This is a genomic window from Sporosarcina sp. P17b (genome assembly GCF_002743115.1).
Lineage (GTDB): Bacteria > Bacillota > Bacilli > Bacillales_A > Planococcaceae > Sporosarcina > Sporosarcina ureae_C.
The window spans coordinates 257,575-282,953 of the sequence record NZ_PDYP01000003.1 but is presented as its reverse complement, the minus strand read 5'-3'; the positions used below and the strand labels follow the sequence as shown (position 1 = coordinate 282,953).

The 25,379-nt window shown below is 40.9% G+C and carries 25 protein-coding genes; 14 read left to right on the top strand and 11 right to left on the bottom strand.

Features of this window, described 5'->3' with window-relative positions; translation table 11 throughout:
• The first annotated feature begins 12 nt into the window (after positions 1–12).
• Together CSV76_RS05420 and CSV76_RS05415 are read left to right on the top strand one after the other, a co-directional pair.
• Complete coding sequence (locus tag CSV76_RS05420; RefSeq protein WP_099624916.1) at positions 13–1,131, top strand: glycosyltransferase family 2 protein; 1,119 nt, start codon at positions 13–15, stop codon at positions 1,129–1,131.
• 38 nt (positions 1,132–1,169) lie between these two features.
• A complete protein-coding gene (locus tag CSV76_RS05415; protein ID WP_099624915.1) occupies positions 1,170–1,652 on the top strand; it encodes a glycosyl-4,4'-diaponeurosporenoate acyltransferase CrtO family protein in 483 nt (160 codons plus the stop codon).
• A 105-nt stretch (positions 1,653–1,757) separates the two neighbouring features.
• Here CSV76_RS05415 and CSV76_RS05410 read toward each other — a convergent pair whose 3' ends face one another.
• A complete protein-coding gene (locus CSV76_RS05410; protein ID WP_099624914.1) occupies positions 1,758–2,543 on the bottom strand; it encodes a lantibiotic ABC transporter permease in 786 nt (261 codons plus the stop codon).
• A 152-nt stretch (positions 2,544–2,695) separates the two neighbouring features.
• On the opposite strand from CSV76_RS05410, the gene CSV76_RS05405 reads away from it, so the two are divergent.
• Both CSV76_RS05405 and CSV76_RS05400 read left to right on the top strand, forming a co-directional pair.
• Positions 2,696–3,088 carry a (deoxy)nucleoside triphosphate pyrophosphohydrolase gene (locus CSV76_RS05405; protein ID WP_085427646.1) on the top strand — a complete coding sequence of 131 codons (393 nt, stop codon included), beginning with the start codon at positions 2,696–2,698 and terminating at the stop codon, positions 3,086–3,088.
• 24 nt (positions 3,089–3,112) lie between these two features.
• Positions 3,113–6,016: a DEAD/DEAH box helicase gene (locus tag CSV76_RS05400; protein ID WP_099624913.1), complete on the top strand. Its 2,904-nt coding sequence runs from the start codon at positions 3,113–3,115 to the stop codon at positions 6,014–6,016.
• A gap of 39 nt (positions 6,017–6,055) precedes the next feature.
• On the opposite strand, the gene CSV76_RS05395 is transcribed toward CSV76_RS05400, so the two are convergent.
• Positions 6,056–7,843, bottom strand: a complete 1,788-nt coding sequence (locus CSV76_RS05395) for a multicopper oxidase family protein (RefSeq protein ID WP_099624912.1) — start codon at positions 7,841–7,843, stop codon at positions 6,056–6,058.
• A 158-nt stretch (positions 7,844–8,001) separates the two neighbouring features.
• Between CSV76_RS05395 and CSV76_RS05390 the strand changes: the two genes are divergently transcribed.
• Positions 8,002–8,859 (top strand): YitT family protein, encoded by an 858-nt coding sequence (locus CSV76_RS05390; protein ID WP_085427643.1) that lies wholly within the window; start codon positions 8,002–8,004, stop codon positions 8,857–8,859.
• Positions 8,860–8,908: 49 nt separating this feature from the next.
• Here the strand turns inward: CSV76_RS05390 and CSV76_RS05385 are convergent, their stop codons facing one another.
• Complete coding sequence (locus CSV76_RS05385; protein WP_085427642.1) at positions 8,909–10,642, bottom strand: globin-coupled sensor protein; 1,734 nt, start codon at positions 10,640–10,642, stop codon at positions 8,909–8,911.
• 191 nt (positions 10,643–10,833) lie between these two features.
• Between CSV76_RS05385 and CSV76_RS05380 the strand changes: the two genes are divergently transcribed.
• Positions 10,834–12,288, top strand: a complete 1,455-nt coding sequence (locus CSV76_RS05380) for a protein adenylyltransferase SelO (protein WP_099624911.1) — start codon at positions 10,834–10,836, stop codon at positions 12,286–12,288.
• Positions 12,289–12,447: 159 nt separating this feature from the next.
• Here CSV76_RS05380 and CSV76_RS05375 read toward each other — a convergent pair whose 3' ends face one another.
• The 6 genes from CSV76_RS05375 to CSV76_RS05350 form a co-directional block, all read right to left on the bottom strand.
• A complete protein-coding gene (locus tag CSV76_RS05375; RefSeq protein WP_085427640.1) occupies positions 12,448–13,386 on the bottom strand; it encodes an ABC transporter permease in 939 nt (312 codons plus the stop codon).
• Positions 13,364–14,287 (bottom strand): ABC transporter ATP-binding protein, encoded by a 924-nt coding sequence (locus CSV76_RS05370; RefSeq protein ID WP_099624910.1) that lies wholly within the window; start codon positions 14,285–14,287, stop codon positions 13,364–13,366. Before CSV76_RS05370 ends, CSV76_RS05375 begins: the two co-directional genes overlap by 23 nt.
• A gap of 72 nt (positions 14,288–14,359) precedes the next feature.
• Positions 14,360–15,031: an ABC-2 transporter permease gene (locus CSV76_RS05365; RefSeq protein ID WP_085427638.1), complete on the bottom strand. Its 672-nt coding sequence runs from the start codon at positions 15,029–15,031 to the stop codon at positions 14,360–14,362.
• Entirely contained in the window at positions 15,031–15,888 is an 858-nt protein-coding gene (locus tag CSV76_RS05360) for an ABC transporter ATP-binding protein (RefSeq protein ID WP_085427637.1), read from the bottom strand. The genes CSV76_RS05365 and CSV76_RS05360 overlap by 1 nt, the downstream gene beginning before the upstream one ends.
• A gap of 5 nt (positions 15,889–15,893) precedes the next feature.
• Entirely contained in the window at positions 15,894–16,265 is a 372-nt protein-coding gene (locus tag CSV76_RS05355; protein WP_085427636.1) for a GntR family transcriptional regulator, read from the bottom strand.
• A 123-nt stretch (positions 16,266–16,388) separates the two neighbouring features.
• Positions 16,389–17,717 carry a TrkH family potassium uptake protein gene (locus CSV76_RS05350; RefSeq protein ID WP_099624909.1) on the bottom strand — a complete coding sequence of 443 codons (1,329 nt, stop codon included), beginning with the start codon at positions 17,715–17,717 and terminating at the stop codon, positions 16,389–16,391.
• 175 nt (positions 17,718–17,892) lie between these two features.
• Between CSV76_RS05350 and CSV76_RS05345 the strand changes: the two genes are divergently transcribed.
• Positions 17,893–18,117, top strand: a complete 225-nt coding sequence (locus CSV76_RS05345; protein WP_099624908.1) for a group-specific protein — start codon at positions 17,893–17,895, stop codon at positions 18,115–18,117.
• A 23-nt stretch (positions 18,118–18,140) separates the two neighbouring features.
• Here CSV76_RS05345 and CSV76_RS17200 read toward each other — a convergent pair whose 3' ends face one another.
• On the bottom strand, positions 18,141–18,296 hold the full coding sequence (locus CSV76_RS17200) for a hypothetical protein (protein ID WP_157129956.1): 156 nt from the start codon (positions 18,294–18,296) through the stop codon (positions 18,141–18,143).
• A 63-nt stretch (positions 18,297–18,359) separates the two neighbouring features.
• Positions 18,360–19,289: a patatin-like phospholipase family protein gene (locus tag CSV76_RS05340; protein ID WP_085427633.1), complete on the bottom strand. Its 930-nt coding sequence runs from the start codon at positions 19,287–19,289 to the stop codon at positions 18,360–18,362.
• 169 nt (positions 19,290–19,458) lie between these two features.
• On the opposite strand from CSV76_RS05340, the gene CSV76_RS05335 reads away from it, so the two are divergent.
• From CSV76_RS05335 to CSV76_RS05305, 7 genes are all read left to right on the top strand, one after another.
• Positions 19,459–19,806, top strand: a complete 348-nt coding sequence (locus CSV76_RS05335) for a DUF378 domain-containing protein (protein WP_085427632.1) — start codon at positions 19,459–19,461, stop codon at positions 19,804–19,806.
• A gap of 136 nt (positions 19,807–19,942) precedes the next feature.
• Positions 19,943–20,506, top strand: coding sequence for an RNA polymerase sigma factor (locus CSV76_RS05330; protein ID WP_099624907.1), 564 nt, complete (start codon positions 19,943–19,945; stop codon positions 20,504–20,506).
• Positions 20,499–21,212 carry an anti-sigma factor gene (locus tag CSV76_RS05325; protein WP_099624906.1) on the top strand — a complete coding sequence of 238 codons (714 nt, stop codon included), beginning with the start codon at positions 20,499–20,501 and terminating at the stop codon, positions 21,210–21,212. The genes CSV76_RS05330 and CSV76_RS05325 overlap by 8 nt, the downstream gene beginning before the upstream one ends.
• 166 nt (positions 21,213–21,378) lie before the next feature.
• A complete protein-coding gene (locus tag CSV76_RS05320) occupies positions 21,379–22,740 on the top strand; it encodes a copper amine oxidase (RefSeq protein ID WP_099624905.1) in 1,362 nt (453 codons plus the stop codon).
• Between the two features lie 36 nt (positions 22,741–22,776).
• On the top strand, positions 22,777–23,415 hold the full coding sequence (locus CSV76_RS05315; RefSeq protein WP_099624904.1) for a class F sortase: 639 nt from the start codon (positions 22,777–22,779) through the stop codon (positions 23,413–23,415).
• A 127-nt stretch (positions 23,416–23,542) separates the two neighbouring features.
• Positions 23,543–24,067 (top strand): RNA polymerase sigma factor, encoded by a 525-nt coding sequence (locus CSV76_RS05310; RefSeq protein WP_099624903.1) that lies wholly within the window; start codon positions 23,543–23,545, stop codon positions 24,065–24,067.
• Positions 24,060–25,376: a DUF4179 domain-containing protein gene (locus tag CSV76_RS05305; protein WP_099624902.1), complete on the top strand. Its 1,317-nt coding sequence runs from the start codon at positions 24,060–24,062 to the stop codon at positions 25,374–25,376. The genes CSV76_RS05310 and CSV76_RS05305 overlap by 8 nt, the downstream gene beginning before the upstream one ends.
• The last annotated feature ends 3 nt before the right edge of the window (positions 25,377–25,379 follow it).

Below are 25,379 nucleotides of genomic sequence, written 5' to 3'. Positions count from 1 at the left end.
GAGGAGTTTGTGATGGATGTCTTATCGATCTTGCTACTGATTGCACTTGTCATAGCGCTCCTTGGCTTGTTATGTGGCGTACTAGTTTTTTGGCGAGTACCCACCATTCAGCATAAAGGTATTCCCACATCTTCTGTTTCCATTATCATTCCAGCAAGAAATGAAGAGTTTCGTCTGAAGCCGTTACTTGAATCCATTGTTCATCAGCGACACGTATCGTATGAAGTGATTGTGGTAGATGACGGCTCTACTGACGGTACAAGAGAATTGGCACGATCTTACGGTGCTAATGTAATTTCAAATGAATTATTGGAAGAAGGCTGGATTGGAAAGTCTGCTGCTTGTTGGGCGGGTTCATTGGTAGCTAACAATAAATTATTACTATTTATGGATGCAGATACGGTCTTTACACATCCAGACAGTTTGTCGAATTATATCGCATCATTTGAATCCATGGGGAGCGGTGGAATTTTGTCTTTACAGCCGGAGCACTATGCCGAGAAATGGTATGAGCAGTTGGCATTTCTGTTTCCACTCATTGTGATGGCGGGTATGAACGTCTTTACAGTTGCAGGAACTCGTTTGAAGGCAGGGGGTTCGTTCGGGCCGTGCTTGTTATGTGATAAGATGCAGTATGAAGAGATTGGCGGACATGCGGTCGTACGTGGAGCCGTAATGGATGATTTAGCGCTTGGGAAGGCGTTTCAACAACATGATTTGCCTGTACGTTGCTATGGTGGTAAGGGAATAGCCTGGTTGCGTATGTATCCAGGAGGCTTATCCGATATGGTACAAGGCTATTCAAAAAGTATGGCAAGTGGTTCTGCAGCGACGCACCCACTCGTTATGGTATTGATCTATACATGGATGGCGGGTGCATTAATTGCTGCTAGTATGCTATTTGCTTCAGGCTTTAGTTCGACAAGTTGGCTAGGGGTGTCTATTGGTTTATATATACTGTACGCAGTTGAATTAGCGGTCGCATCTAAACGTGTCGGTCGTTTTATTTGGTGGATATTCCCGCTATATCCACTATTGTTGGTCGTCTTTATTTCTATCTTTACGTACTCACTTTATCTATCAAAGCGAAAAGGTAGTGTACAATGGAAAGGGCGAAATATTAATGTGTGAGGTAATGAGTTGAAGGAACCAATGAAGGGGGTGATGGGATGCCGCTGATCGAATTGCCACTGCATAGAGTCATTCTTCTGGATGCAGTCGCGTGGATGATCTTTCATCTAACTATATCGGTGGCGGCGCAGCGAATTCCTATCAATTGGTTTGCGCGGAATGGACGCTTGTTTAAGAGTTTTTCTTGGGAACAGGAAGGACGAATTTGGCAACGGTTATTCCGCGTGAAGAAGTGGAAGGGGCATATTCCAGACGGTACGTTGTTCATTTCGAGCGGATACAATAAAAGTCATTTGCATGGAGCGGATGATTCATCGCTTTATGACTTTCTTTTAGAATCAAGACGTGCGGAATGTGTACATTGGTTAACTATTTTGCCGGGATTTCTTTTCTTTTTCTGGAATCCAGTTTGGGCTGCTTGGCTTAATGTTGCCTATGCCGTACTGTTTAACGTGCCGTTGATCGTGGTGCAACGATTTAATCGTCCTCGATTGGAAAGGCTGTTGAATTCATCACGATAAGTTTTGTAGTAGAATGTATGTATTGGGTATTGTATGATAACACAACCTAATTGCACAACTATTTGACGCAAAGGAAAAGGCAATCGCCTGCTCCTTTGCGCTTTTTTATTTGCGTAACTTTTTCACAACAACGAATACAATAGTCAGTGCTATAAGCGCTAAGCAAATTATTATCGATAGAATAATCGTAGGATACTCTCCATTAAATCCACTCACTGCAGTGTGCTTCGAGTAAATACCGTAATATGCCCAAATCAACACAAGGGCATAGGCGATATCTTGTTGTCGAATAGTAGTCATAATTCCGATAGCAGCGCCAACAAATAAAATGATAATCGTCCATGTGACTTCAGATATTCCAAATCCATCCCAATCAATTGAGACGAGAAAGGCGGTAATATTCGCGATCGTAGCAATCGTGATCCATCCAAAGTAGACACTGAATGGAAGTTTGACGAAAAATGCTTCTCTACGTGTCAGTGTTGCATTCAAGGTGATGGTATTGATTTTGATGAGAGTTAGCAACATAAGCAACATCACAACAACGGAAAAAAGTAAGTATTCATAATGCCATAAGAAAATCCATGAAGCATTTAACAAAGATGAAATACAGAAGTACTTACCTACTTGACTTAGAAGCTGTGGATTTTTCGTTTTCTGGACCAACCCTAATTGATAGACGACGTGGAATAATAACAGTAAATAGATCAAACTCCAAATGGAAAATGTAAATCCTGCAGGTGCGAATAGATTTCCATATTTATCTGACAGCTCACCTGTTGTTTGTCCGTTCAGAGGTAGTATATTTGCGAGTGCATTGGCTGCAATCATGATGACATATGTAACAACAATTGCCACGCGCAATAATACGGATGTGTTTCCTCGTTTCATTTCTACACCTCATTTAAGTAGATTATATTATAGTAGTTGGTTAAGTATTCCTGTTTTCTTGCAGACTGAAACACTTTGAGACTTCTTCATTTAACTTCAATCGGTGGTATAATGAATCCCAACTGGATATAGCAAAAATAGAGGTGAAAAGAATGAAGAAACAAGTACATGTTGTAGGAGCAGTAATTGAAAATGCGCAAGGTGAATTATTGGCTGCTCTTCGAAGTCCTGAGATGACATTGCCGAATTATTGGGAGTTTCCAGGCGGGAAAATAGAATCTGGCGAAACATGCCAAGAAGCGCTACGCCGTGAGATTCAGGAAGAACTAGGTTGCGTGATTACGGTAGGAGAAGCAGTAGAAGACACTACATATGAATATGAAAAAGTGATCGTTCGTTTGGAAACATTCATGGCGAGCATTGTCGAAGGAAAGCCTGTGGCGGCAGAACATGCAGAATTACGCTGGGTTGTTAGAGATCAATTACATATGCTTGAATGGGCACCTGCGGATATTCCGGCGATAGAAAAGCTGGCAAACCAATAGCTTTAGAAATGGGGTAGCTTAGGAATGGGAGATTTTATTCGGCAATTAGAAGCATCTTTACAAAAAGGTTTTGTGAATAAAGAACATCATCAAAGTGGTAGTTATAAACCGGAGCTTTTGGTGAACAGTTCCCAAAAGAATACGACGGTGTTGTCTTCTATTCAAGATGAACTTCGTCACTGTGAACAATTTCTCTTTTCCGTGGCATTCATTACAGAAAGTGGGCTCGCTACACTTAAATCATTATTTTATGATCTACATAAACGAGGTGTAAATGGTCGGATCATCACGTCTACTTACTTATACTTCAATCAACCAAAAGTATTTCGTGAGCTTCTGAACATCCCAAATATTGAAGTGCGGTTAACTGAAAAGCAAGGCTTTCATTCAAAGGGGTATATTTTTCAGCAAGGTGATCAGTATTCATTAATTGTAGGGAGCTCAAACTTAACGGCACATGCGCTACAAGTGAATTATGAGTGGAATGTGAAGCTGACATCTCACCGCGATGGTGACATCGTTTATCACTTTAAGGATCAGTTTGAGGATGTATGGTCAGATGCTAATGAGTTAACTGAAGAGTGGATTGCACACTATGAAACAGCTTATCAAGACAATGCAGACCGGACGAGGGTGTCTCAAGTATTCGAGCATCCATCAGCTTATCAAACTAATGCGATTGAGCAAGCTTTGGAAGTAGTTCCGAATAAGATGCAACAAGCAGCTCTTGGCAGTATTGAAGCAGTACGTGCAACTGGTCATGATAAAGGACTAGTTATTTCAGCTACGGGTACAGGGAAGACGTATCTTGCTGCTTTTGATGTGCGAAAATTTTCACCTAAACGTATGCTGTTTATTGTGCATAGAGAACAAATCTTGAAGAAAGCCATGCAGGATTTTAAACGTGTACTCGGTGGAATGGATGAAGACTTCGGCTTGTACGTCGGGGCGAATCGACAGGCGGATAAAAAGTACGTTTTTGCGAGTATCCAAACATTATCAAAAGCTGAAAATCTTCAAGACTTCAATCCAGAAGACTTTGATTACATTTTAATTGACGAAGTGCATAAAGCAGGCGCAACTAGTTATTTACGTGTAATTGATTATTTCACACCTAAGTTCTTAATGGGGATGACCGCTACGCCTGAACGTACAGATGATTTCAACATTTACGAGCTTTTCGATTATCATATTGCGTATGAGATTCGTCTTCAAGAAGCGTTAGAAGAAGATATGCTGTGTCCGTTCCATTATTTTGGTGTGACGGATTTTGAAATAGATGGGGAGCTTATTGGTGACCACACCGTTCTTTCTAAATTGGTAACGAATGAACGTGTTGAGCATGTCATTGAAAAGATTACCTATTATAGTCACGCTGGTGATCAGGTGAAAGGCTTGATGTTTTGCAGTCGAAAAGAAGAGGCACATGAATTATCAAAAGAACTCAATTTGCGCGGCTATAGAACCGTAGCGTTAACGGGCGATGATTCGTATGATGAGCGCATGCGCAGAGTGGATCAGCTAGAAAAAGGAGAACTCGATTATATACTGACCGTGGATATTTTCAATGAAGGTATCGATATTCCAAGTATCAACCAAGTGGTCATGCTTAGACAAACACAGTCCAGTATCATTTTCATTCAACAACTAGGACGTGGACTGCGCAAGGATCACAACAAGCCCTTCGTTACGGTCATTGATTTTATCGGAAACTATGCGAATAACTATTTGATTCCAATTGCATTGTCTGGGGACCGATCGATGAATAAAGACAATGTTCGACGGAATATGAAAGATACTAGTTATATTAAAGGTGTCTCGACAATTAATTTTGAAGAAGTTGCACAGAAGCGTATTTTCAACGCAATCAACAGCAGTAATTTAACGTCTTTGAAAATCTTGAAAGATGCGTATCAAGATTTGAGGAATAAAATTGGCAGAGTGCCTTATCTATTCGATTTTATCGAGCAGCATTCTATTGATCCGGTCGTTATTATTAATAAACACGATAGTTACTTTGATTTTCTATTGAAGGTTGTATCTAAGGAAGATTCTATTCAAACGATTACTCCTTATGAGAATCAAGTATTAACGATGTTTTCTATAGAATTGATCAATGGCAAACGGATCCATGAAGTAGTACTGGCGGAAATGTTACTTTCTAAAGGAAGTGTACGCTTAGATGAATTCATCTACGAGCTAGAAACTACAGGCTGTCAAGTAGATGAGGATACGATTGAATCCGTCACACGAATTTATGATTTATCGTTTTTCACACAAAACGCCCAAAGGAAATATGGCAATCAAGCGATTATTACGATGGATCATAACCGAGTTTTCACGTTCAACGAAAAGATCCAGCAGAGTATAGAAGATGATTCGTATGCAGTGTTTCTAATTGCGGACGTGTTGCGTAGTGCGAAAGAGAAATCCAAAGTATACGATTGTGCAAATAAATTAACGCTGCATGCCAAATATTCACGTAAAGATGTATGTAAATTATTGAATTGGCAGGCGGATGAGAGCTCGACGATGTATGGTTATAAAACGAAGCACGGTACTTGTCCTATATTCGTCACGTATCATAAGCATGGAGAAGTGGAAGCGAGCGTGGATTACGGTGATGAATTCATCAATCCTGAGTTATTCAAATGGTATACTCGCAGTAACCGAACGCTCCGATCGAATGAAGTGCAAACGATTATTCAGGCGAAAGAAAAAGATATCGACATTCATTTATTCGTAAAGAAAGATGACGATGAGGGAACAGACTTCTATTACTTGGGTAAAGGCCTACCTGACCAGCAAAGTGTTGTGGAAGACCATATGATAGATGGTAAAGGAAAGCGTTTACCAGTAGTCCATATGAACATGGTAATGGAGCACCCAGTAGAAAACACACTCTATGATTATTTGATAGAAGCCTAAAAACCCCGCGAGATTCATCTCTCACGGGGTTCTTTTTCATCATTCACATTCGCATCGATACGTTTCAGAACAAGGAGGACATGTAGGACATTTTTTATGATGACGTTCTTTTTTCGATGGGTGATTCGATTTCTTTTTCTTACAAGTACAGCTTTTTTTACACGTACACTTACCCTGACATGTACAATTCTTCTTGCACTCACATTTGCGTTTTGGTTTATGCTCTTTACATGTGCAGTTGGTTTTGCAGCCACATTTGCGCTCCACTACTTCGAATTGTCGCATCATATCATGATCTTCGTGCTCTAAAATATGACAATGAAGCATGTAGCGACCGGTGAATGGAGCAAAGCGCATAATCACTCGTGTTACAAATCCAGGTGGAGATTGGACGACGTCTTTCCATCCTCGTTCATTTACGGGAGGTTTTACAGGAGGACCTGTAAAATTCAGTAAACCATTCGCTGTGAAACCTTGGGCGTCAAAAGGGATGCGGTCGAGAATCTGGAATTGGATCAAATGGATGTGTATAGGATGCGTTGCGCCGGCCGTGTTGATGATGCGCCAGATTTCTGTATCATTCAGTTGAGGTTTAAAATCGATTCGTTCCATGAAACCTTTATTATTAAACAAGAACTTTAAACGACCATATTCATCGATGTCTGCATCCAGTGTAATATCACGTGTTTGAGCAGCGTCACATTCCCGAAGTTTGGGGATATGGCTGAGTATAGCTGGGAGATTGCTCGTATCTGGTGCCGTTAATTCAACCACTCTAAACTGCATAATTTGTCCGTCGGTTTCGGGGTCAGGCAGAGCACCTACTGGCGGTGCGAAATCAAACGGTGTCGCTGCGGTGTTTTCTAAGACGATCGTATCATCGGGTGCCAGTTTGGAGAAATCGATAATTACGTCCATACGTTCAGCGGGTGCAATCGTTAACTCATCCATATAGGCAGGTGTTTCCAATAATCCACCATCTGAACCGATCTGTATGATTTTCTGACCATTTGATAAATTCATTTTATAAAAGCGTTCATTGGATGCATTCAATATGCGGAATCGGTACTTTCTTGGCTCTACTTCTAAAAACGGCCAGACTTTACCGTTGACTGTGATGTTTTCAAACGCCTCACCAGGTGTGACGGAAGGATGAGGGAATGTCAATCCGGGCTGTACAGGTCCTGGCCTCACGTTTGTAGTATCTGAATAAAATAGGGAGCCGTCTTCGTTAAAGCCGCGATCAGCAATAATTAATGGAATTTCATATGCTCCAGAAGGAAGGTTTAGTTTGCGTTCTTCTTCATCGCGAATAATATACATGCCAACGAGACCCGCATAAACATTTAAACGGGTAATGCCGACTGCGTGATCATGGTACCAAAGTGTAGCGGCACGTTGATTATTATTATATTTATAGACCGGCGAGTCAAATACCGCACCGACGGTATGATAGTTATTAGTAAACCAAGCTTCAGGATGACCATCACTTTCAGGCTCAACTTCCGCCCCGTGTAAATGGACGACTGTACGAACATCTGGCATATGTTCGCTTGAACCGTGCAGTGTTCTATCGATTGGTAGGAAATGTTGCTCGGGGAGTTCATTCTTCCACTTAACATGTGCGCACTCACCACTGTTGACGTTGACTAGTGGACCAGGGAATTGCCCCTCGTAACCCCAAATTTTTGTGGGTGCCAACTCTGAATGAAACTCGTGAAAGAACTCTTTCATGCCAATTTCATAGTACGTGAAGCACTTATGCCTCTCCAGTGGAGTAAGATATTGAGGAATAGGTAGTGGGTCAATAAATGGTGTTAATTTCAATGCATCGCTTCCTTCCAAGTGAATTTACTATCAAAACTAGTAAATGCAAAGGGGAGACCGTTTATGCCTATAAATATACGGTAGGCTATTCATCCTCACAAATATGATGTAAAATGACAAATGTACTTTTAGCTCATCGAGATAGGGAGGTTTTACGAATGAAAACCCGTTCACCGAAGAAAAAGCTTCTGATAGAATATGTCTGGATTATGATCGGATCTGTTTTAGTCGGTTTAGCTTTTAATATATTTTTCTTACCAGCGCGACTAGCAGCTGGAGGCGTATCTGGAATTAGTACCATTCTGTATGAGATGTATGGGTTTGAGCCTGCCTTTGTTCAGTGGCTTATTAATATCCCAATATTCTTTATAGGCATGTTACTTCTCGGCAAGGATTTTAGTTTAAAAACATTAGTTGGAACATTTTTTGTGCCGCTAACTATTTGGCTGACTGCTGATATTCCTTCGACTATCGACAATCCTTTACTATCCGCTATCTATGGAGGAATCATGTTAGGAGTAGGGCTAGGCATAGTCTACAGAGGAAATGGTTCGACTGGAGGACTAGCGACAGTGGCGCAAATCGTCAAGAAGTATTCGGGTTTGTCCAGTGGATATGCGCAATTAATTGTAGATGGCATGGTGGTTATTGCATCCGCTATTGTATTTAATCTAGAGTTGGCATTATTTGCGATGATGGCGATCTTTGTGACCAGTAAGGTAATTGACTTTGTGCAATTACAGACATCACAATCTAAGCTGGTATTGATCATTACGGATAATGAAGAACGTATCCAGACGATTATTAAAGAGGAAATTGACCGTGGATTGACTAAAGTTCGCTCGGTAGGCGGCTTTTCCAATCAAGAGAAAACTATGATTTTATGTGTAGTAGAGCAAGCGGAAGCAATTTATTTGAAGAAGATTCTGAGAGAGGAAGAACCACAAGCATTTGTTGTATTCCTGAACGCATCAGAAATTCTTGGTAGAGGATTCTCTCTTGCGAAAGTGTATTGAAAAAAGCTATCTTGGACATCAATGGATGTCCCGGATAGCTTTTTTACGATCATACTGGTTGTAAGTTCTCGCTTTCTTTTTCTAGAACGATGATTAATTCGTCTAGTAGATTGACCACTTCCATTGATGCAACTTCTAATTGCTTTAAATCATTTTCAGCACCCACACGGTCACCTTGTTCAAAGTGAGTTGCTGCTTCGCGTGCGTATTGATGAACTAATGCATGATACTGATCTATGTTTTGATAGGCAGTCAGATGCCCAAGCCTTTTTTTCGTTTCAGGCAGGTTATACCACTTACCGAGGCGACAATCTTTGTGAGAAGAAACATCTGCCGGCCTCACAGTCTCAAGACCCAATAGCATATTATAAATACGCCATTTCCAAAGTATATGATCAGCTTTCGATAATTGTAGTAAAGATTTAGAAGATAAGTGAACACTGTTTTCGCTAATTACGCGTAAACGAAATGCATTGATCTCTTGACTCAAATCGTAAATGGAAGCAGAAGTACTCTCGCCAAATTGACGTATGTCTTCCTGTGTTTGAGAAATAGCCATCATGCGATGAGACACTTCGTCAATTGAGGCAGCTTGTTGCTGGGATATGGCCGCTGTATTGCTGACATCCATATTAATTTCTTCGATTGCAGAAACTATTGCTGTCAACAACGGCAAAGCGTTTTTTGCTTCTGAAGTAGCATGCGTAATGATTTTCGTTGTATCTTCAATAGAATGGGATACGTTATTGGCATAGGATTTTAAATGTCCTACGTTATCCGTAACTTCAGCCAGTGCAGATACTGTATTTTCAGCTAGCTTACGAACTTCTTGTGCTACGACAGCAAATCCCTTACCGTGTTCACCTGCTCTCGCTGCTTCAATGGATGCGTTCAATGCCAGCAAGTTTGTCTGTCCTGCAATGCCATTGATCAATTGCACGACGTTTTCAATTTCTCCGATGCGTTGTTGCAAAGAAGAGAATGTTTCAACAATAGAACGGAATTGTTGTTCCGTTTGAAAAATATCTTCTAGTGTTGTTTCGATTGTTTCCTTACTGTTTATCGCATAGTCTACGGAGTCTGCAGTCTTTTCAGAAATTCGTGAGGAAGTATTGGCTACTTCCGTAATAGAAGCTGTAATTTGTTCAGTAGCGGCAGTAGAGGATTGGATTTCATCCGATTGGTGGTCTAGGCTAAAGATCAAATCCTTCATGAACATGATCTTTGCATTCGCATCAACAAGACCTGAAATTTCTGTTACTACATGTTCTACTGTCTGCTCTGTCATCAGTTCAATATACAGTTGCTGATCAATATTGACAGCGGCTTGCAGAGACTTCAGTAAATCGAATGCTTTGGCTGGGCGATAACCGAAATGATACAATACATGCGTCTGGATATAAAAGGCGAATTGATTAAATAAAACAATGGTTTTTCCTGCTTCGAATTTATGCTTGCGTAAAGTAAAGAAGAAGCGAAGTGTTTTTTCCATATATTCTGTACTGCGTGTCATGGTGAAGAAGTCGTGTAAATACTCATCAATTAATGAGCGAGGTACAGGGTTTTTTTGTGTAGGAGAAAGTTCCGTTAAATATTGTTCAAAAATATCAGTAATACTCGGTGTGATGTTCTCACACTTTTTATATAGTTCTTGAAGATTTTGAACATCTTGTTTGCGGAAATTATTGTAGTGCAGTGTCTCTTGAAATCTTGGCGCAGAATCCAAATCCGTGCCTCTTTGAAGTAATTGTTCCATATTCATTTTGGGACGAAATGACGACATGGTATAGGCCTCCTAAATAGGTATTTACTAATAGTATAGATATTTTTACGCATAAATCAATGTAAAACAGGAGAAAATATTTATAATTTGAGTAAAAAGGTCTGAATGGTGTTAATATATTTTTCCTGAACTAGAGCACCATAGAAATTGATGATTTATTCTAGATCAACAAATGGAGGGAAGAGTAATATATGAAAACTAATCAAACTATTGGATGGAAAGTCGAGTGTAGCTACTGTGACTTACCGGAGGCATTTTATACAGAAGTGGAACCGAATACCGTCGACTCCCCGCAATTAGTCCTGACCAATGATGAATTAGCAGTATCGCTAGGACTGGATGAAAAACAATTGCATTCTGAAGAAGCAATCGCGATCTTTGCTGGAAATAAACGACTTGAAGGAATAGAACCTATTGCGCAAGCTTACGCGGGGCATCAGTTCGGTAATTTCACGATGCTTGGTGATGGACGTGCCATGCTGTTAGGGGAGCATCTCACACCTGAAGGGCATCGGGTGGATATTCAATTAAAGGGCTCGGGAAGGACACCCTATTCGCGCGGTGGGGACGGACGGGCGGCACTGGGTCCGATGTTACGAGAGTACTTGATCAGCGAAGCCATGCACGGACTGGATATCCCCACAACACGCAGTTTAGCTGTCACCGTAACAGGAGAACCTGTTTTGCGGGAAAAGGCTTTGACAGGCGCAGTGTTGACGAGAGTTGCTTCAAGTCATTTACGCGTAGGGACGTTTCAATATGCAGCGGCGAGACAAGTAGTCGAGGATTTACGGGCTCTTTCAGATTACACGATCAATCGGCACTTTCCTGAAGCAAAATCAGAGTCACAACCTTATTTATCGCTATTGGAACACGTCATCCAACGTCAAGCTTCTTTGATTGCCAAATGGCAGCTGGTCGGCTTCATTCATGGCGTGATGAATACGGACAACATGGCAATAGGCGGTGAGACAATCGACTATGGACCTTGCGCATTTATGGATAGCTATGATCCCAAAACTGTTTTCAGCTCAATTGACGTGCAAGGACGCTATTCTTACGGCAATCAGCCTGGTATAGCAGAATGGAATTTAACGCGCTTTGCCGAAACGCTTGTCCCATTGCTTCATGAAGAGCCAGCGGAAGCTGTAAAACTGGCAGAGGGTAAGCTTGCTGAATTTGGCAGGCTTTATGTTGCTGAGTGGATGGGCGGAATGCGTTCGAAACTCGGTCTGTTCAATGAGGAAGAATTTGATGAAACGTTAGTCAATGACTTACTTGCTATCATGGAAAACCATCAGGCTGACTATACGAACACGTTCCGTTCATTGACACTTGGCCAACAAGAAGAAATGTTTGGCACGCCTGAGTTCATTGATTGGAAAGATCGCTGGATGGATCGACTGCAACGTCAGCCTCAAGATGTCCAAGAAGTAGAAGCATTGATGAAACAGCATAATCCATCAGTCATCCCGAGAAATCACCGGGTGGAGGAAGCGTTAAAGGCAGCTGAAACAGGTAATATGCAACCGTTTATCCGTTTGCTCAAAGTACTTGAAAACCCTTATGCTTATACAGCAGAACAAGAAGAATACACGACACCGCCTTCTGATGGAAGTTCTTTTCAGACGTATTGCGGAACATAAAAAAGAGATGCCCCGGAAATTCAATGGGGCATCTCTTTTTTAATAAAGCATAGTTCAAGGCTGGATGTAGGGTGAGTGAGTAGTGAATGCGAGGGGATTGCTGCTCGGTCAAGAGAGCACATCTATTCATTCAAAATCTCTCTTCATTCTTTAAAGATCCTATGCAGTAATATCCCGTTTCGTAAACACAGTGTAGCTAATCACCAAGAAAATCACTATATATACTGCCAATACAACAAGCGAGAACGGCATCGTGATTCCATCCACAAAAACAGAGTTGGTCTCATACATCGTCAGATTCATATGCGTGAACACCAAGTATTTCGCAACTTCATATTGTGAAAGTAATAAAGCGATCGTATTGCCTGTAAAGAAAATGAATAACGACAGACCAATAGCCATTCCGTTAGAGCGGAACACGCTGCCGATCATGAAGGCAAACGTAGCCGTGATGAGTACGTTGGCGAAAGATAGAATCAGCATATACAGCCCATGTCCCCACACCGAAACAGGGACGATCGCATTGCCGACTAATTTCAGTTCCTGACCTGCACCTGAAGGGAACAGAATATAGGCACTGATGACAGTTACCGCAAATCCTATACACATGAGCAAGATGCCAAAGAATAGAACTGTAATGTATTTTGACGTCATGATTTTCCAACGACTAACTGGTCGCGTCAGTAACATTTTGATCGTACCTTGGGAGAATTCAGAAGCTACGATGCCCGCTGCTGCAATGACTGTTAGAAGTACGACAAAGCTTCCAACCCCGACAGGATTAATAATCAAGGATTCCCGGCCATCTACAGCAAGAGGTGGAATGTTATTTGCTAAACGGTATTCTAAAACTTTAACCGTTTCCTCGTTCTGTTTACGTTCCATTTCAGGAAGGTCTAGCTCAAGTGCCTCTTTTGTATAGTTTATCTGTTCTTGTGCATTGGACTTCCAATCGGTTGCCTCTGTACGATCTTGGTTGTTTATCCATTTAGTCAACCCCATTAGGCCAATGACTGAGATAATTAACAAAATAGTCATTACCCATGTACCTTTTTTAGCCCATAACTTCATCCATTCATTTTGTATGAGATTCAGCAATTTGTCCGCCTCCCGTCATTTCAAGGAATTGATCCTCTAGTGTTTTACGGTGTGGTTGCACAGCATATACTTCAATTTTATTAGATGTAAGAAGCTGAATGATAGATGGAATCTGTTCTTTCTCGGCTTGGAGTAGTAAACCGACAGGTAATGATTCTACTGTGAAGCCTTTGGAAATCAATAGACTTTTTGCTTCTTCGGCAGGGGACAATTCTAGGTAATAATGAGATTGAGTAGTTTCTGACATATCCCGTATATCGACAAGGCGACCATTCTGGATTACGGCTATCCGGTCACACATTAATTCGATTTCGGATAACATATGGCTCGAAACAAAGACAGAAACACCTTCTGTTTCCGCTACAGTTCGCAAATGTTGACGAAACTCCCGAATGCCAGCAGGATCCAAACCGTTCGTCGGTTCATCTAGAATTAAAAATTTAGGACGGTGCAATAAAGCCTGTGCCAAACCAAGACGCTGTCGCATACCTAGCGAGTAAGTGGAAACCTTTTCATGAATCCGTTGTTCCAATCCCACTTGTGTAACGACTTCGTTGATTCGTTCTTTACTGATGTCCTTCTGCATGCGTGCAAAATGCAGTAAGTTTTTGTAACCTGACATGAATTTGTACATCTCAGGGTTTTCTACAATGACGCCTACTTTGGATAAACCTTCTTCAAAGTCTTCGGAAAGCGATTTCCCGTCAATCAGGATTTCGCCGCTAGTCCGTTTCATCAGCCCGACCATCATGCGAATGGTCGTAGTTTTACCGGCTCCATTTGGTCCGAGGAATCCTGTGATCTGACCAGGGTATAAAGATAGGCTGATATTATCGATGATTTTCTTGTTGCCAATGACTTTCGTCAAGTTTTGTAATTCGACTATTGGTTTTATGTCCATAGATCCTCCCTTTTGTATCAGTGATAGAGTATTGAACGATTTTCAACCATAAAAGTTGTAAGACTTAAAAAATTAACTATGGTCAAAGTCTGTTTTACGGATAATTCGTATAGATAAAAGGATAGACAGCCATGTCACTAGAGCACTTACTAGAAGGACGGAGACGGCAATTGACCATTGATTGATCATCACAAGATTCGCGGTGTGCCGGAAGAAGTTCTGTTCTGCCACCATTCTTGGATTTTCCATAATGTTCAGTATGATTCTAAACGACATCATACTCAGTAATGGCAAGATAATGGTCAAAGAAGAAGCTAGCAAATAACCCACTTTGAATTGCAACGGATAAAACAGAGAAATGATAATGAAAAAGCATCCAAGTGCGATAAGTAGTTCAGGTACTGTCATCATTCTCGTAGGAAACGGGGCAAATGTATCAAATAGAAAGATATAAACGAGTATCGCAACTGCCGATATACCGAACCATATGAAACCAGTTGCATACTTAGCCAATACAAACTGTTTTCTAGTGACAGGTAGGCTGTTGATTAGTACGGATTCTTTCTCAAAGGCTTTGCTATTAGTTGAAATGGCAAGGAAATACGCGACGAAGATCAGAAGTAAGACATGGCGTACAGGTTGACCGTCCGTAAAAAAGTTTGTGAATATGATGAACCACAAGGCTGTAATGAAATAAGCACTCGCCTTTTGTGTATATAAATCCTTTTTTATTAGCGCATTCATCAAGATTCGCTCCTTCCCGTGTAGTACATAATGTCTTCAAGAGTCGGTTGTTCTATGAGTAGCGATGACAGAGTGTCTACAGGTATTTCTACAGTATCGACCAAACAATCAAATCCGACATCTGTTGCACGGAGTCCGATTACAGGTAAGCCATCAAGTAGACTGTGCTGATCGGCCCTCCCTTTTACCAGCCTATAGCGTTCGGTAAATTCTTCTTTTTCTCCTTGAAAGATAATTCGTCCGTCATGGATAAATACAATGAAATCTGCTATTTTGTCTAGATCAGTTGTAATATGTGTAGAGAAGAAAATGGCTTTCTCCTCATCTTGTATGAGGTCTTGCATCATATCAAGCAACTCACGACGAATAATCGGATCCAAGCCAGCCGTTGGTTCATCCATGATGATAAAGTCAGGGTGATGGGAAAGAGCCATCGCTAGTGAAAACTTCATCCGCATACCTTTGGACAAATGCTTGACTCGTTTGGCAGTATTCAGCTGAAATTTCCTGAGGTAATGATAGAACAGTTCATCATCCCAACGTGAGTAGAAGGGAGCAAGAATCCGTTTGTTTTTCTCAATCGTCAGGTCTTCATAATAGAAATCTGCGTCATAAACAAAACCGATGCGTTCCTTGATCTCTGCCGTATGATGAATATGGGATTGACCAAATACTTGTATTTCTCCTTGTTCACTTTTAATTAAATCCATTAGGCAACGGATTGTCGTTGTTTTTCCTGCACCATTTGCTCCAATGAATCCGGTAATGAATCCTTTTTTAATATCGAAGCTTAGATCATTTAATGCAAAGCCATTGAACTGTTTCGTCAGGTTCCGTACTTCTGCTATATTTTCCATTTTCATCACTCCTCGTACAGTAATGTCAGCATGTGAATCATCTCTTCAAGACCTACATCAAATGCTCTTCCGTCTTCAATCACATTGACTAGCTGTTCTTCAATTTTCTTTAACTGTTCTTCTTTCAAGAGCTCATGGTTCTGTGCAGCAACAAATGAACCTTTTCCTGGGAACGTCTCGATCAGTCCATCCCGTTCCAATTCTTCGTAAGCTTTTTTGGTTGTGATCACACTAATCTGCAAGTCTTTTGCTAGTTTGCGTATGGAAGGCAATGCTTCCTTCTCTTTCAGCTCACCCATTAAGATCTGCTCTTTCAACTGATTTTTTATTTGCAGATAGATGGGCTGATTCACCGAATTGGAGATGATAATATTCAATACATCACCCTTTTCCTTTTATATACTGTATATGCACAGTATATACAGTTGTATTATTTATGTCAATAAGAAAACCCTTCAGAATAAACTCTGAAAGGTTAAGGATAATAATTAAAAGGTAATTCAACCCGTTTGCACTTGATCGTACGAATAGTGATACGATTCCTTTTTTGCCCGAATAAGTAAGAAAAACAAAGTCAACGGGCCAATTCTTCCCAAGAACATGACAACACAAAGTATGACTTTGCCTACGGAACTTAAATCATCTGTAATGCCCATGGACAATCCTACCGTACCAAAAGCAGAAATGGTTTCAAACAAGACAGGTAGGAAAGGTATACTTTCTGTAATGGATAATAAAAATAAAGCGGTGAAAACTACACAAGAGCTTACCGCAGCAATCGCCATGGAACGAACAATTAACTCTGCTTTAATTGTTCGTTTGAAAATGTGTGGCTCTTTTATGCCTCTAAAATAAGAAAGTGTCGCTAATATAATAATCATAAATGTCGTCAATTTAATTCCCGATGCTGTAGAAGCGCTTCCTCCGCCAATAAACATTAGAAGAAGTGTAAGAAGCAATGAGGATTCTTCCATATTACCAACAGCCATCATATTGAAGCCGGCTGTTCTTGGCGTGACGGCTTGGAAGTAAGAAGTCCACACTTTATCTATAAAGCTCAGATCCGCAATGGTTTTTTCATTGTGAAATTCTAGTATAAGCAAAAACAACGTAGCAATCGCATTCAAGATCAATGTGCCATAAACCATCATTTTAGTATGTAAAGCCCATTGTCGTATAGAACGCTTATGCCAAATATCCACTACTACTATAAAGCCAATACCGCCAATAACAAATAAACTAGATAAGATCAGGATGACGGCGGAATTTCCAGCGAACGATTCTAGGTTATCTGGAAAAATGGAAAAGCCGGCGTTATTAAATGCGGATATTACATGAAACAAACTATAATAAAGGCCGTGCTTCCATCCAAATTCAGGAACCCAGAAAAATGACAGTGCAATAAATGCAATACCTTCCGCTATGAAAACGAACAAAAGTATTTCACGCAGGAATTTAATCGTGCCACCAATCGATTGGTAGTTGAACGATTCCTGAATAAATATGCGGTTTTTCATTCCAACTTTTCTGCCGAGAATCATCAGCATAGCCACAGCAAATGCCATAAATCCCACTCCACCAATTTGGATCAGAAAAAGTACAATCAGTTCACCAAATATAGTCAGTGTAGTGTTAATATCGAAGACACTTAGACCGGTAACAGTCGTTGCCGAAGTCGCGGTGAAAAAAGCGTCCGTCCAGCTAATTGGTGTATAGGTCGCAAAAGGTAATTTCAGAAGCAAAGTCCCTACTACAATAGTAATTGCAAAAGACAAAGCAATCAGTGCGGGTGGAGAAATAGTCCGTCGGCGCTTTGGAATAGTTGTCATATGTTGCTCATCTCCCGTATATCGAATGCAAAATGGCTTGTAGCATGTATCGGTTAAAGAGTAGTTAGTTGAATAAACCACAAAAAGACCTGTGGCTTCTTCGATATAGCAACAAGTCTTCGTTTTATGTTCACCGAATATTATGATATGGTAGTGGACAAGGGAGTGAATGTAAATGAGCAAATGTACGATTGATCATACGCAGCAGGATGTTGTGCAAAAGTTAAGTGAACAACAAACATTCATGCCGCAAGAGCTAGTGGAAAGTGGTAAGGAATTTTTGAATAGGCAATTGAGTCAGGAAACATTGAACGAGGTATTTCATCTATTGAAAAAGTATGACTTGGCAACGGAAGTGGAACGTGATAGTAAGATGCAACAGTTATTTTTGAAAGCATGAAATAGACTCTATGTGATAAGTAATTACTGTACATCACTTTGTAAAAGGGAGATCGCAGATTCAAGTAACTGAATATCTTCTAAGATAAAAGTTTTGATATCGGCGGGTGCAGTATCGTACTCGTCACTGAGTAGTTCAAGCTCTCGGATGAAGATAGAACTTTCTTTATAGTTGGTCATGATAGCAACCCTCCTCATAAGTCAATTTACCCGCAGTGACAGGGTTTTAAACAGAAACCTATGCTAATATTTCATTTGTGTGACATTTTGCTTACTGACTAACTGTAGTTTAACCGGCGACCAAGTTAGCAGAAAGTCTTTGGTACGGCTGCGTCCAATAGACAGCAAGTTTTCAATTTCTTCTTCATTCATATCGAATTGAGTTGCGCTGTAATCTTCTACTGGAATGAAGATTATATTCTTCTCTTGATCACGTGAGATATACTTTTCATCATGCGCATTTTTCATTGTAGCAAACAAGGCTTCGAATAATTGCAGAGCATTACGGATAGAGCGTCCAGGTACTTCGCTTTGATCTCTACTTAACTTGAGACCAATTACTGGTCGTTTTACGGACACCGTATCTTCATCGAAAATCCACATCGGGAAATTACTTAGTATTCCACCATCGACAACAATCGTTCCTTTCTGGGCTATCAGGCGCACTGGTTCGAAAAAGTATGGAATACCACAACTCATGCGAAGAGCTTTGGCAATTGAAAAACCATCGGGATCGTATCCATATTGCTCTAAATCATCAGGCAAGACCATCATTTTACCGTTCGTTAAGTCTGATGCTACTAATTTCAACGAGCCTTTAGGCAGATCACCAAACGTGTAACAACCTTTTCGGGCTAGCTTATCAAAAAACCAATCCTCTAATGCTTTCCCTTGATATAAACCCATTCTCCAATAAAGCGATAACCACTTCATAAATGGAAATGATAGCAGAGACTTTCTTGGATCCAGCAAATCTTGAAAATTCTCTTCGGCCAACATGACTTCAATTTCATTAGCTGTATAGCCTGCTGCCAAAAAGCTTGCTACAATAGCACCGGCACTAGTTCCAGCTACATTTTCAAAATGATATCCTTGTTCCTCTAACTCTTGAACCGCACCTACTAACGCAAAACCCTTCAATCCACCACCTGAAAACACTCCATTTATTCGCATGTGATCCCTACTTTCATTTTTATAGTCTTATACTGTAAGGTCTTAACTGAAGAAATAGAACGATTTTCATATGTAAATGTATGAAAAGTCTCATTCGGTGAACTATAATAAGGAATCTATACAAACATGTACTGGATTCGATTATAGATTGTTGGAGGAGGTGTGCAACATGAGTACATTTATGCGAATTGCACTAGCGTTAGTCATTATTGGTGCCCTTAACTGGGGATTGATCGGATTTTTCAACTTTGATTTGGTTGCCAGTGTATTTGGAGGACAAAACACGATTCTTGCTAAGATTGTTTATGCCATTGTGGGACTAAGCGGATTAGCTACAATTGGACTTTTAGTTAAATCGAATGAAGAAATGGTTGTTGATGTGGATGAGAAAGTAGAACCTCATAAACAGTTTGACCGAATTCGAAATGTGAATTACAACACAGAATTTGGAGAAGAGCTTGATTTGAAGGGAAAGCGTAAAAAAGTGGATCGGTCGCTTGAGGATCCCAAAGAATAATAAAAGAGGCGTTCTCGTTGCTATAACGGGAACACCTCTTTTTTATGTTTTTACAAATAGTAGAAGTCTAGTAAATGATGTCTTTCGATCGTCTGTGGTAAGGTAAAAAGAAAAAACCTGTAAAAAGGAGGGTCTTATGACCGAACCGGATGATGTACAACTCTATTATCAAACAGTTGCTCATAATCGGCATTCATTTGAGCAATTATATGACCGTTATGAAAAATTGGTTTTTTCATTTGCTTATCGAATGACCAATAACCGCACTATGGCGGAGGAAGTAACGCAAGATGTCTTTTTAAAGTTGTGGAATGGAACGAACCACTATACTGAAGGCAAAGGAAAATTTTCTTCTTGGCTACTGACCGTGACACGAAATAAATCGATAGATGAGCTTCGTAAATCTAAACGCCATGCGTATGAACCGATGTTGGACAAAGATTCATTGACTGAAGAGACCGTATCCACAGAAGTTACTGCTGAATGGAATGAACGGCGTGAAGTGATTCGTACAGCAATTGCGGAGCTACGCGCAGAGCAACGAGAAATTATTGACTTGTTTTACTTTAAGGGCTTCAGCCAAAGTAAAATTGCCGAACACTGTAAGCTTCCACTTGGAACGGTAAAAGGTAGGATTCGGCTAGCATTAAAGCATTTAAAAGGAATTATTGGTCAGGAAGGAGGGGTGTCAAATGAATGAATCATGTCATATGCTGATTGACTATTTCAATCGTACCCTGACTGAAGACGAGATGAGACAATTTGAAAATCATTTGATTGAGTGCCCATCCTGTCAAGAAGAGTTAATAGAGTGGGAGATGTTAACAGAAGATCTACCCTATGAGTCAGAAGCGATAGAAGTACCGACAGATTTAAAAGCGCGTATATTTGCTTCACTTCCTGACATCCCAGAACAAGCTAAAGTGGTATCGATGCCGACTAAAGAAAAAAGTCGTCGGCGTATGGGTCCCGTGACATCCTTACTGGCTGCGGGGTTATTTGCTTCACTCGTTGCGAATGCTTTCTTATTTTCAGAAACACAAAAGCAACCTGAAATAGCGCAGAGTGAAATCCAGTTGATTGGTCAAAGTATACTGGCACCACAAGAAGGTACGAGTGCATCCGCAGTCGCAATGTTAATAGAAGATGGCAATCAAAATATATTGCTACTCGACGCCAAAGATTTACCAACGCTCTCTAAAGATGAACTATATCAAGTCTGGGTGATAGAAGGTGATCAGCCGTATCCTGCGGGAATTGTTCAGCCGAATGAAACCGGTACAGGAACTGTTAGCCATCCGCTCACAGACCTTTCGGGAACATGGGATACTGTTGCTATCACGGTAGAGAAAGAACCGAACCTCTCAGCGCCAGAAGGCCAGATTATTTTGGCCGGTGGAATATAGTAGAAGTACAGCCTGAACCTTCATGCAAAGTGATGGGTTCAGGCTTTTTCATGTTGTATTCAACGTTGTATTTATGGTTTTTTTTAAAACTTTTAAGAAAAAGTGATCCGTTTTGATATTCGTTGCGTTAGCTGTATAACAAAAACGAATAAGGGAGCGATTGATTATGAAATTCAAAAAAACTTGGGCAGCTATTCCATTGAGTGTGTCACTACTATTTCCAACAGGAGCGATTCTGACAAGCGCAGCAGAACACGAACACGGAGGAAAAGCATCTGAAGCCGTATCGAATAAAGCAGTAGATTTACGAGCAACACTCGACAGCATTCTTTCAGAGCATGCCTACTTGGCGGTTATTACTATGCAAAAAGGTTTGGATGGTGCCGCCGACTTTGAAGCAGCCGCGGGACAACTTGGAGAAAATACGGATGAATTGTCGAAAGCAGTAGGTTCCGTTTACGGCGACAAAGCAGGTGAGCAATTCAAAGAAATCTGGAGCAGCCATATAGGCTATTTCGTCAACTATGTTACGGCAACAGCTGAGAAAGATGAAGAAGGCAGAAAGAAAGCGCTTAAAGATCTAGACGGATACCGTGTCACTCAGGCAGACTTCTTGGCTGTCGCTACGGAAAATCGTCTAAAGGCGTCAGATCTAGAAGAAGGCTTGAAAATGCACGTCGATCAGTTGATCTGGGCATTCGATAACTATGGAGCAGCAGATTACGATAAGGCATATGAAAGTCTAAAAGAGTCTATGCATCACATGTTCGGAACGGGAAAAGGTCTATCATGGGCGATCACTGACCAATTCCCTGAGAAATTCGACAATCTATCCGTAGACACGAAAGCTGCAGATTTACGCGAATCACTAAACAATGAATTTTCAACACATGCAGCGTTGGCGATACTTGCTATGCAAAAAGGAATTGACGGTGCGAAAGACTTTGACGCAGCTGCAGCTATTTTAAACACCAATACAGAAGATCTAACAAAATCCGTTGAATCGGTATACGGTGCTGAAGGGGCAAAACAGTTCAATGAAATCTGGAGCAGTCATATTGGCTACTTTGTGGATTATGTACAAGCAACAGCGAAAGAAGATAAAGCAGGACAAGACAAGGCCATGGCAGATTTGGATGCCTACCGTGTAACACAAGCTGCATTTTTGGATACGGCAACGGAAGGTCGATTGAAAGCCGCAGATCTCGAAGAAGGCTTAAAGATGCACGTCGATCAATTACTAATGACATTCGATAGCTATGTGGATGAGGACTACGAAGCAACATATGACAATATTCACGAAGCATACAGTCATATGTTTGGTGTAGGAACCGCATTATCTGGTGCGATTGTTGACCAGTTCCCAGATCAGTTTGCTTCTGCAATGCCTGCTGACATGCCGAAAACAGGAATGGGCGGAATGAGTCAAGAAACGGATTATACGGTGCTATGGGTCACATTAAGCATGATCTTCATCGCAGGCACATCTCTAGTCTTGATTCGTAGAAAAACAGCAGCACAGCAATAAAAGACTACACTACTTTTTTAGGAAGGAGCCGTGTAGATGATGAAACTATATATACAAGTACTCATTGGTGCAATGCTGTTGGCTGGTTGTACACAGCCCGAGGCCAAGCCACAAGAGAAAGTTGTGAAGGCTTCTTCCTCTATAGAAGTAGCTGAGGTGGAAGATATGCCGATTGTTCCCTTACGTACAGCGGAGGAATTTTCATTAGAAGATAAACGGGTTGGGATCGAGCCGAAAGTAATTGAAATTCCTTCACTCGACGTGAAGGCTCCAATCGAAGAAGTCGGGCGTTTGGATAATGGTCAGATGGGAGTCCCACAAGACCCTGATCAGGCAGGCTGGTTTTCACCGGGTACAAAGCCTGGCGGTAGGGGGAGTGCAGTTATTGCGGGACATGTAGATTCAAAGACGGGCCCAGCCATATTTTATGAATTGGATAAGATGAAAATTGGCGATGAAGTCTTGATACATGGCGAAGATGGAGAAATGTTACGTTTCGCAGTAGTAAAGAAGGTCGCATATCCACGTACTGATGCACCAGTTGATGAGATATTTGGCTTCACGTATGGCAGTGGATTGAATTTAATCACGTGTACAGGATCGTGGGATCGTAAAGCGAAAACACATGATGATCGACTCGTTGTCTATACTGAATTAGTAGAAGGAACAGAATAAATAAAGTGAGGTGCCTAGTAAGAATAGGCATCTTTTTTATGCAGAAAAATAAATAAAAAGTGCCGTGAACTTTTTAGCTGTTGTAGAGTCTAATGTATAAGAAGCTAGAAGAAGAGGTGATAGTCCAATGAAGGTTAATGAAAAAGAGTTGCATAGAAAAGCAATAGCCGGCGATGATGACGCGTTTCTGGCTGTGATGCAACTATATAAGGAACCGCTTCTGCGGACAGCCTTGGCTTTTCTGCGAAATGAAAATGACGCGATCGAAGCACTACAGGAAGTAACGTATCGCGCATATAAAAAAATTGCGACAGTGAAAGATTCGAATTATCTCAAGACGTGGCTCATTCGGATTATGATGAATTACTGCCAAGATCAGTTAAAACTACGTAAACGATTCACTGTAGACGCCAGTGGATTGGAGACTGTATCCGCAGAGGATATTTCGTATCTTGAAATGAGGGAAGCGTTAGCTACGTTATCTAATGAAGAGCAACGATTAATTTATTTAAAATATTTTCAGGAAGTGAAAATTAAAGATATTGCACAATCGGAAAATATTCCAGAGGGCACAGTGAAGTCTAGGCTTCATAAGACGATGCATACGCTGAGGTCATACTTTGAAGATAAAGGGGGTAGTGATCATGTATGAGACAGAAGAAGAGCAGTTGAAGCGACTGAAAGACCGTTTGGATCAACAGCAACTACCTTTATCTGAAGCTGATCAAGCGATCCGTCAAGGCATGGAAAGGGCGCGGCAAGAAAAGCGAGAGAGTAGAAGGAGACGAAAGAGATTCTTCGGAAGTGTAGAGGTTGTAGCATTGTTGCTTCTGACATTCATTACGTCTATTCGCGTATCTCCTGTCTTCGCCAATGCAGTAGCTTCCATTCCAGGTCTGGAAAAGTTCGTGGAATTGATTGCGATGGATAAAGGGCTCGATGCAGCGATTCAAAACGACTATTATCAAGAAATCGGAGCGACTCAAACGATTGACGACAAAACACTGACGGTAGATGGCGTCATTTTAGATGAGTCGGGAATTAATATTTTCTATACAATTGCATCCGATCATTCATTGAAAGGCTTACGAGTCGACTATATCAATTTACAAGCGGAAGGAATTCCCGAAGGCAGTTTTTCTTATGGGAATATGATGGATGAAGGAGAGAATTATACGTACAAAGATCGTATAGATTATCAGTTTGGTGAACAGTATACTTCGCACAATCAGTCATTTGATTTGGAAGTAGCCATCAAATTGAAAGGCGAAGTAACGGTGTTTACTGTACGGTTTACTGTGCCTGAACAAGTTAAGCCAAGTGAGGTCTATTCAATAGATAAAGAAGTAGAAATCAAAGGACAGAAGTTTTGGATTGAAGACATTACGATATCCCCATTACGAGTAGGTGTAAAAGTTTCTATTGATCCAGATAATACAATGAAAATTTTACAATTCGAGGATATGCGATTGGAAGATGAAAAAGGCGAGGTGTGGGGATCTATTCGAAACGGTACGACAGCGTTCGGTGGGGAGGATGGGAAGTCTACGTATTTCCTGCAAAGCAATTATTTCTCAAAACCCGAAAAACTGTATTTGCGCATAAATAAAGTGCAGGCAATACGAGCAGAGGATGCCTTTGCGGAAGTGAACACGGAAACGGGTGAATGGATCAATCAGCCAGAAGATCAAAAGATTCAGTTGTTAGAATCCACCAAACATCATGCTGAATTCATCATGAATCATACGGGTGATGAGGAGTTTCCGTTTTTCTTTATTGGATCTGCGGTTGATGCAAACGGGAAAGAGGTGGAAAGCCCTTCAACAGGTAAATATAGTGATGGAGAAGCAACGCATTGGGATTTGAACTTTGATCGGACCGATTATGTAAATCCATTGAAGCTCGAATTATTTGCTTACCCGAATTATCTTGAAGGTGATATTAAATTAGAGTTGAAATAAAAA

Excerpts from the sequence above, each read along its gene's own strand:
- CSV76_RS05420 (WP_099624916.1), top strand. The coding sequence starts at position 13 with ATGGATGTCTTATCGATCTTGCTACTGATTGCACTTGTCATAGCGCTC.
- CSV76_RS05415 (WP_099624915.1), top strand. The coding sequence starts at position 1,170 with ATGCCGCTGATCGAATTGCCACTGCATAGAGTCATTCTTCTGGATGCA.
- CSV76_RS05410 (WP_099624914.1), bottom strand. The coding sequence starts at position 2,543 with ATGAAACGAGGAAACACATCCGTATTATTGCGCGTGGCAATTGTTGTT.
- CSV76_RS05405 (WP_085427646.1), top strand. The coding sequence starts at position 2,696 with ATGAAGAAACAAGTACATGTTGTAGGAGCAGTAATTGAAAATGCGCAA.
- CSV76_RS05400 (WP_099624913.1), top strand. The coding sequence starts at position 3,113 with ATGGGAGATTTTATTCGGCAATTAGAAGCATCTTTACAAAAAGGTTTT.
- CSV76_RS05390 (WP_085427643.1), top strand. The coding sequence starts at position 8,002 with ATGAAAACCCGTTCACCGAAGAAAAAGCTTCTGATAGAATATGTCTGG.
- CSV76_RS05385 (WP_085427642.1), bottom strand. The coding sequence starts at position 10,642 with ATGTCGTCATTTCGTCCCAAAATGAATATGGAACAATTACTTCAAAGA.
- CSV76_RS05380 (WP_099624911.1), top strand. The coding sequence starts at position 10,834 with ATGAAAACTAATCAAACTATTGGATGGAAAGTCGAGTGTAGCTACTGT.
- CSV76_RS05370 (WP_099624910.1), bottom strand. The coding sequence starts at position 14,287 with ATGGACATAAAACCAATAGTCGAATTACAAAACTTGACGAAAGTCATT.
- CSV76_RS05365 (WP_085427638.1), bottom strand. The coding sequence starts at position 15,031 with ATGAATGCGCTAATAAAAAAGGATTTATATACACAAAAGGCGAGTGCT.
- CSV76_RS05360 (WP_085427637.1), bottom strand. The coding sequence starts at position 15,888 with ATGGAAAATATAGCAGAAGTACGGAACCTGACGAAACAGTTCAATGGC.
- CSV76_RS05350 (WP_099624909.1), bottom strand. The coding sequence starts at position 17,717 with ATGACAACTATTCCAAAGCGCCGACGGACTATTTCTCCACCCGCACTG.
- CSV76_RS05345 (WP_099624908.1), top strand. The coding sequence starts at position 17,893 with ATGAGCAAATGTACGATTGATCATACGCAGCAGGATGTTGTGCAAAAG.
- CSV76_RS17200 (WP_157129956.1), bottom strand. The coding sequence starts at position 18,296 with ATGACCAACTATAAAGAAAGTTCTATCTTCATCCGAGAGCTTGAACTA.
- CSV76_RS05340 (WP_085427633.1), bottom strand. The coding sequence starts at position 19,289 with ATGCGAATAAATGGAGTGTTTTCAGGTGGTGGATTGAAGGGTTTTGCG.
- CSV76_RS05335 (WP_085427632.1), top strand. The coding sequence starts at position 19,459 with ATGAGTACATTTATGCGAATTGCACTAGCGTTAGTCATTATTGGTGCC.
- CSV76_RS05330 (WP_099624907.1), top strand. The coding sequence starts at position 19,943 with ATGACCGAACCGGATGATGTACAACTCTATTATCAAACAGTTGCTCAT.
- CSV76_RS05325 (WP_099624906.1), top strand. The coding sequence starts at position 20,499 with ATGAATGAATCATGTCATATGCTGATTGACTATTTCAATCGTACCCTG.
- CSV76_RS05320 (WP_099624905.1), top strand. The coding sequence starts at position 21,379 with ATGAAATTCAAAAAAACTTGGGCAGCTATTCCATTGAGTGTGTCACTA.
- CSV76_RS05315 (WP_099624904.1), top strand. The coding sequence starts at position 22,777 with ATGATGAAACTATATATACAAGTACTCATTGGTGCAATGCTGTTGGCT.
- CSV76_RS05310 (WP_099624903.1), top strand. The coding sequence starts at position 23,543 with ATGAAGGTTAATGAAAAAGAGTTGCATAGAAAAGCAATAGCCGGCGAT.
- CSV76_RS05305 (WP_099624902.1), top strand. The coding sequence starts at position 24,060 with ATGTATGAGACAGAAGAAGAGCAGTTGAAGCGACTGAAAGACCGTTTG.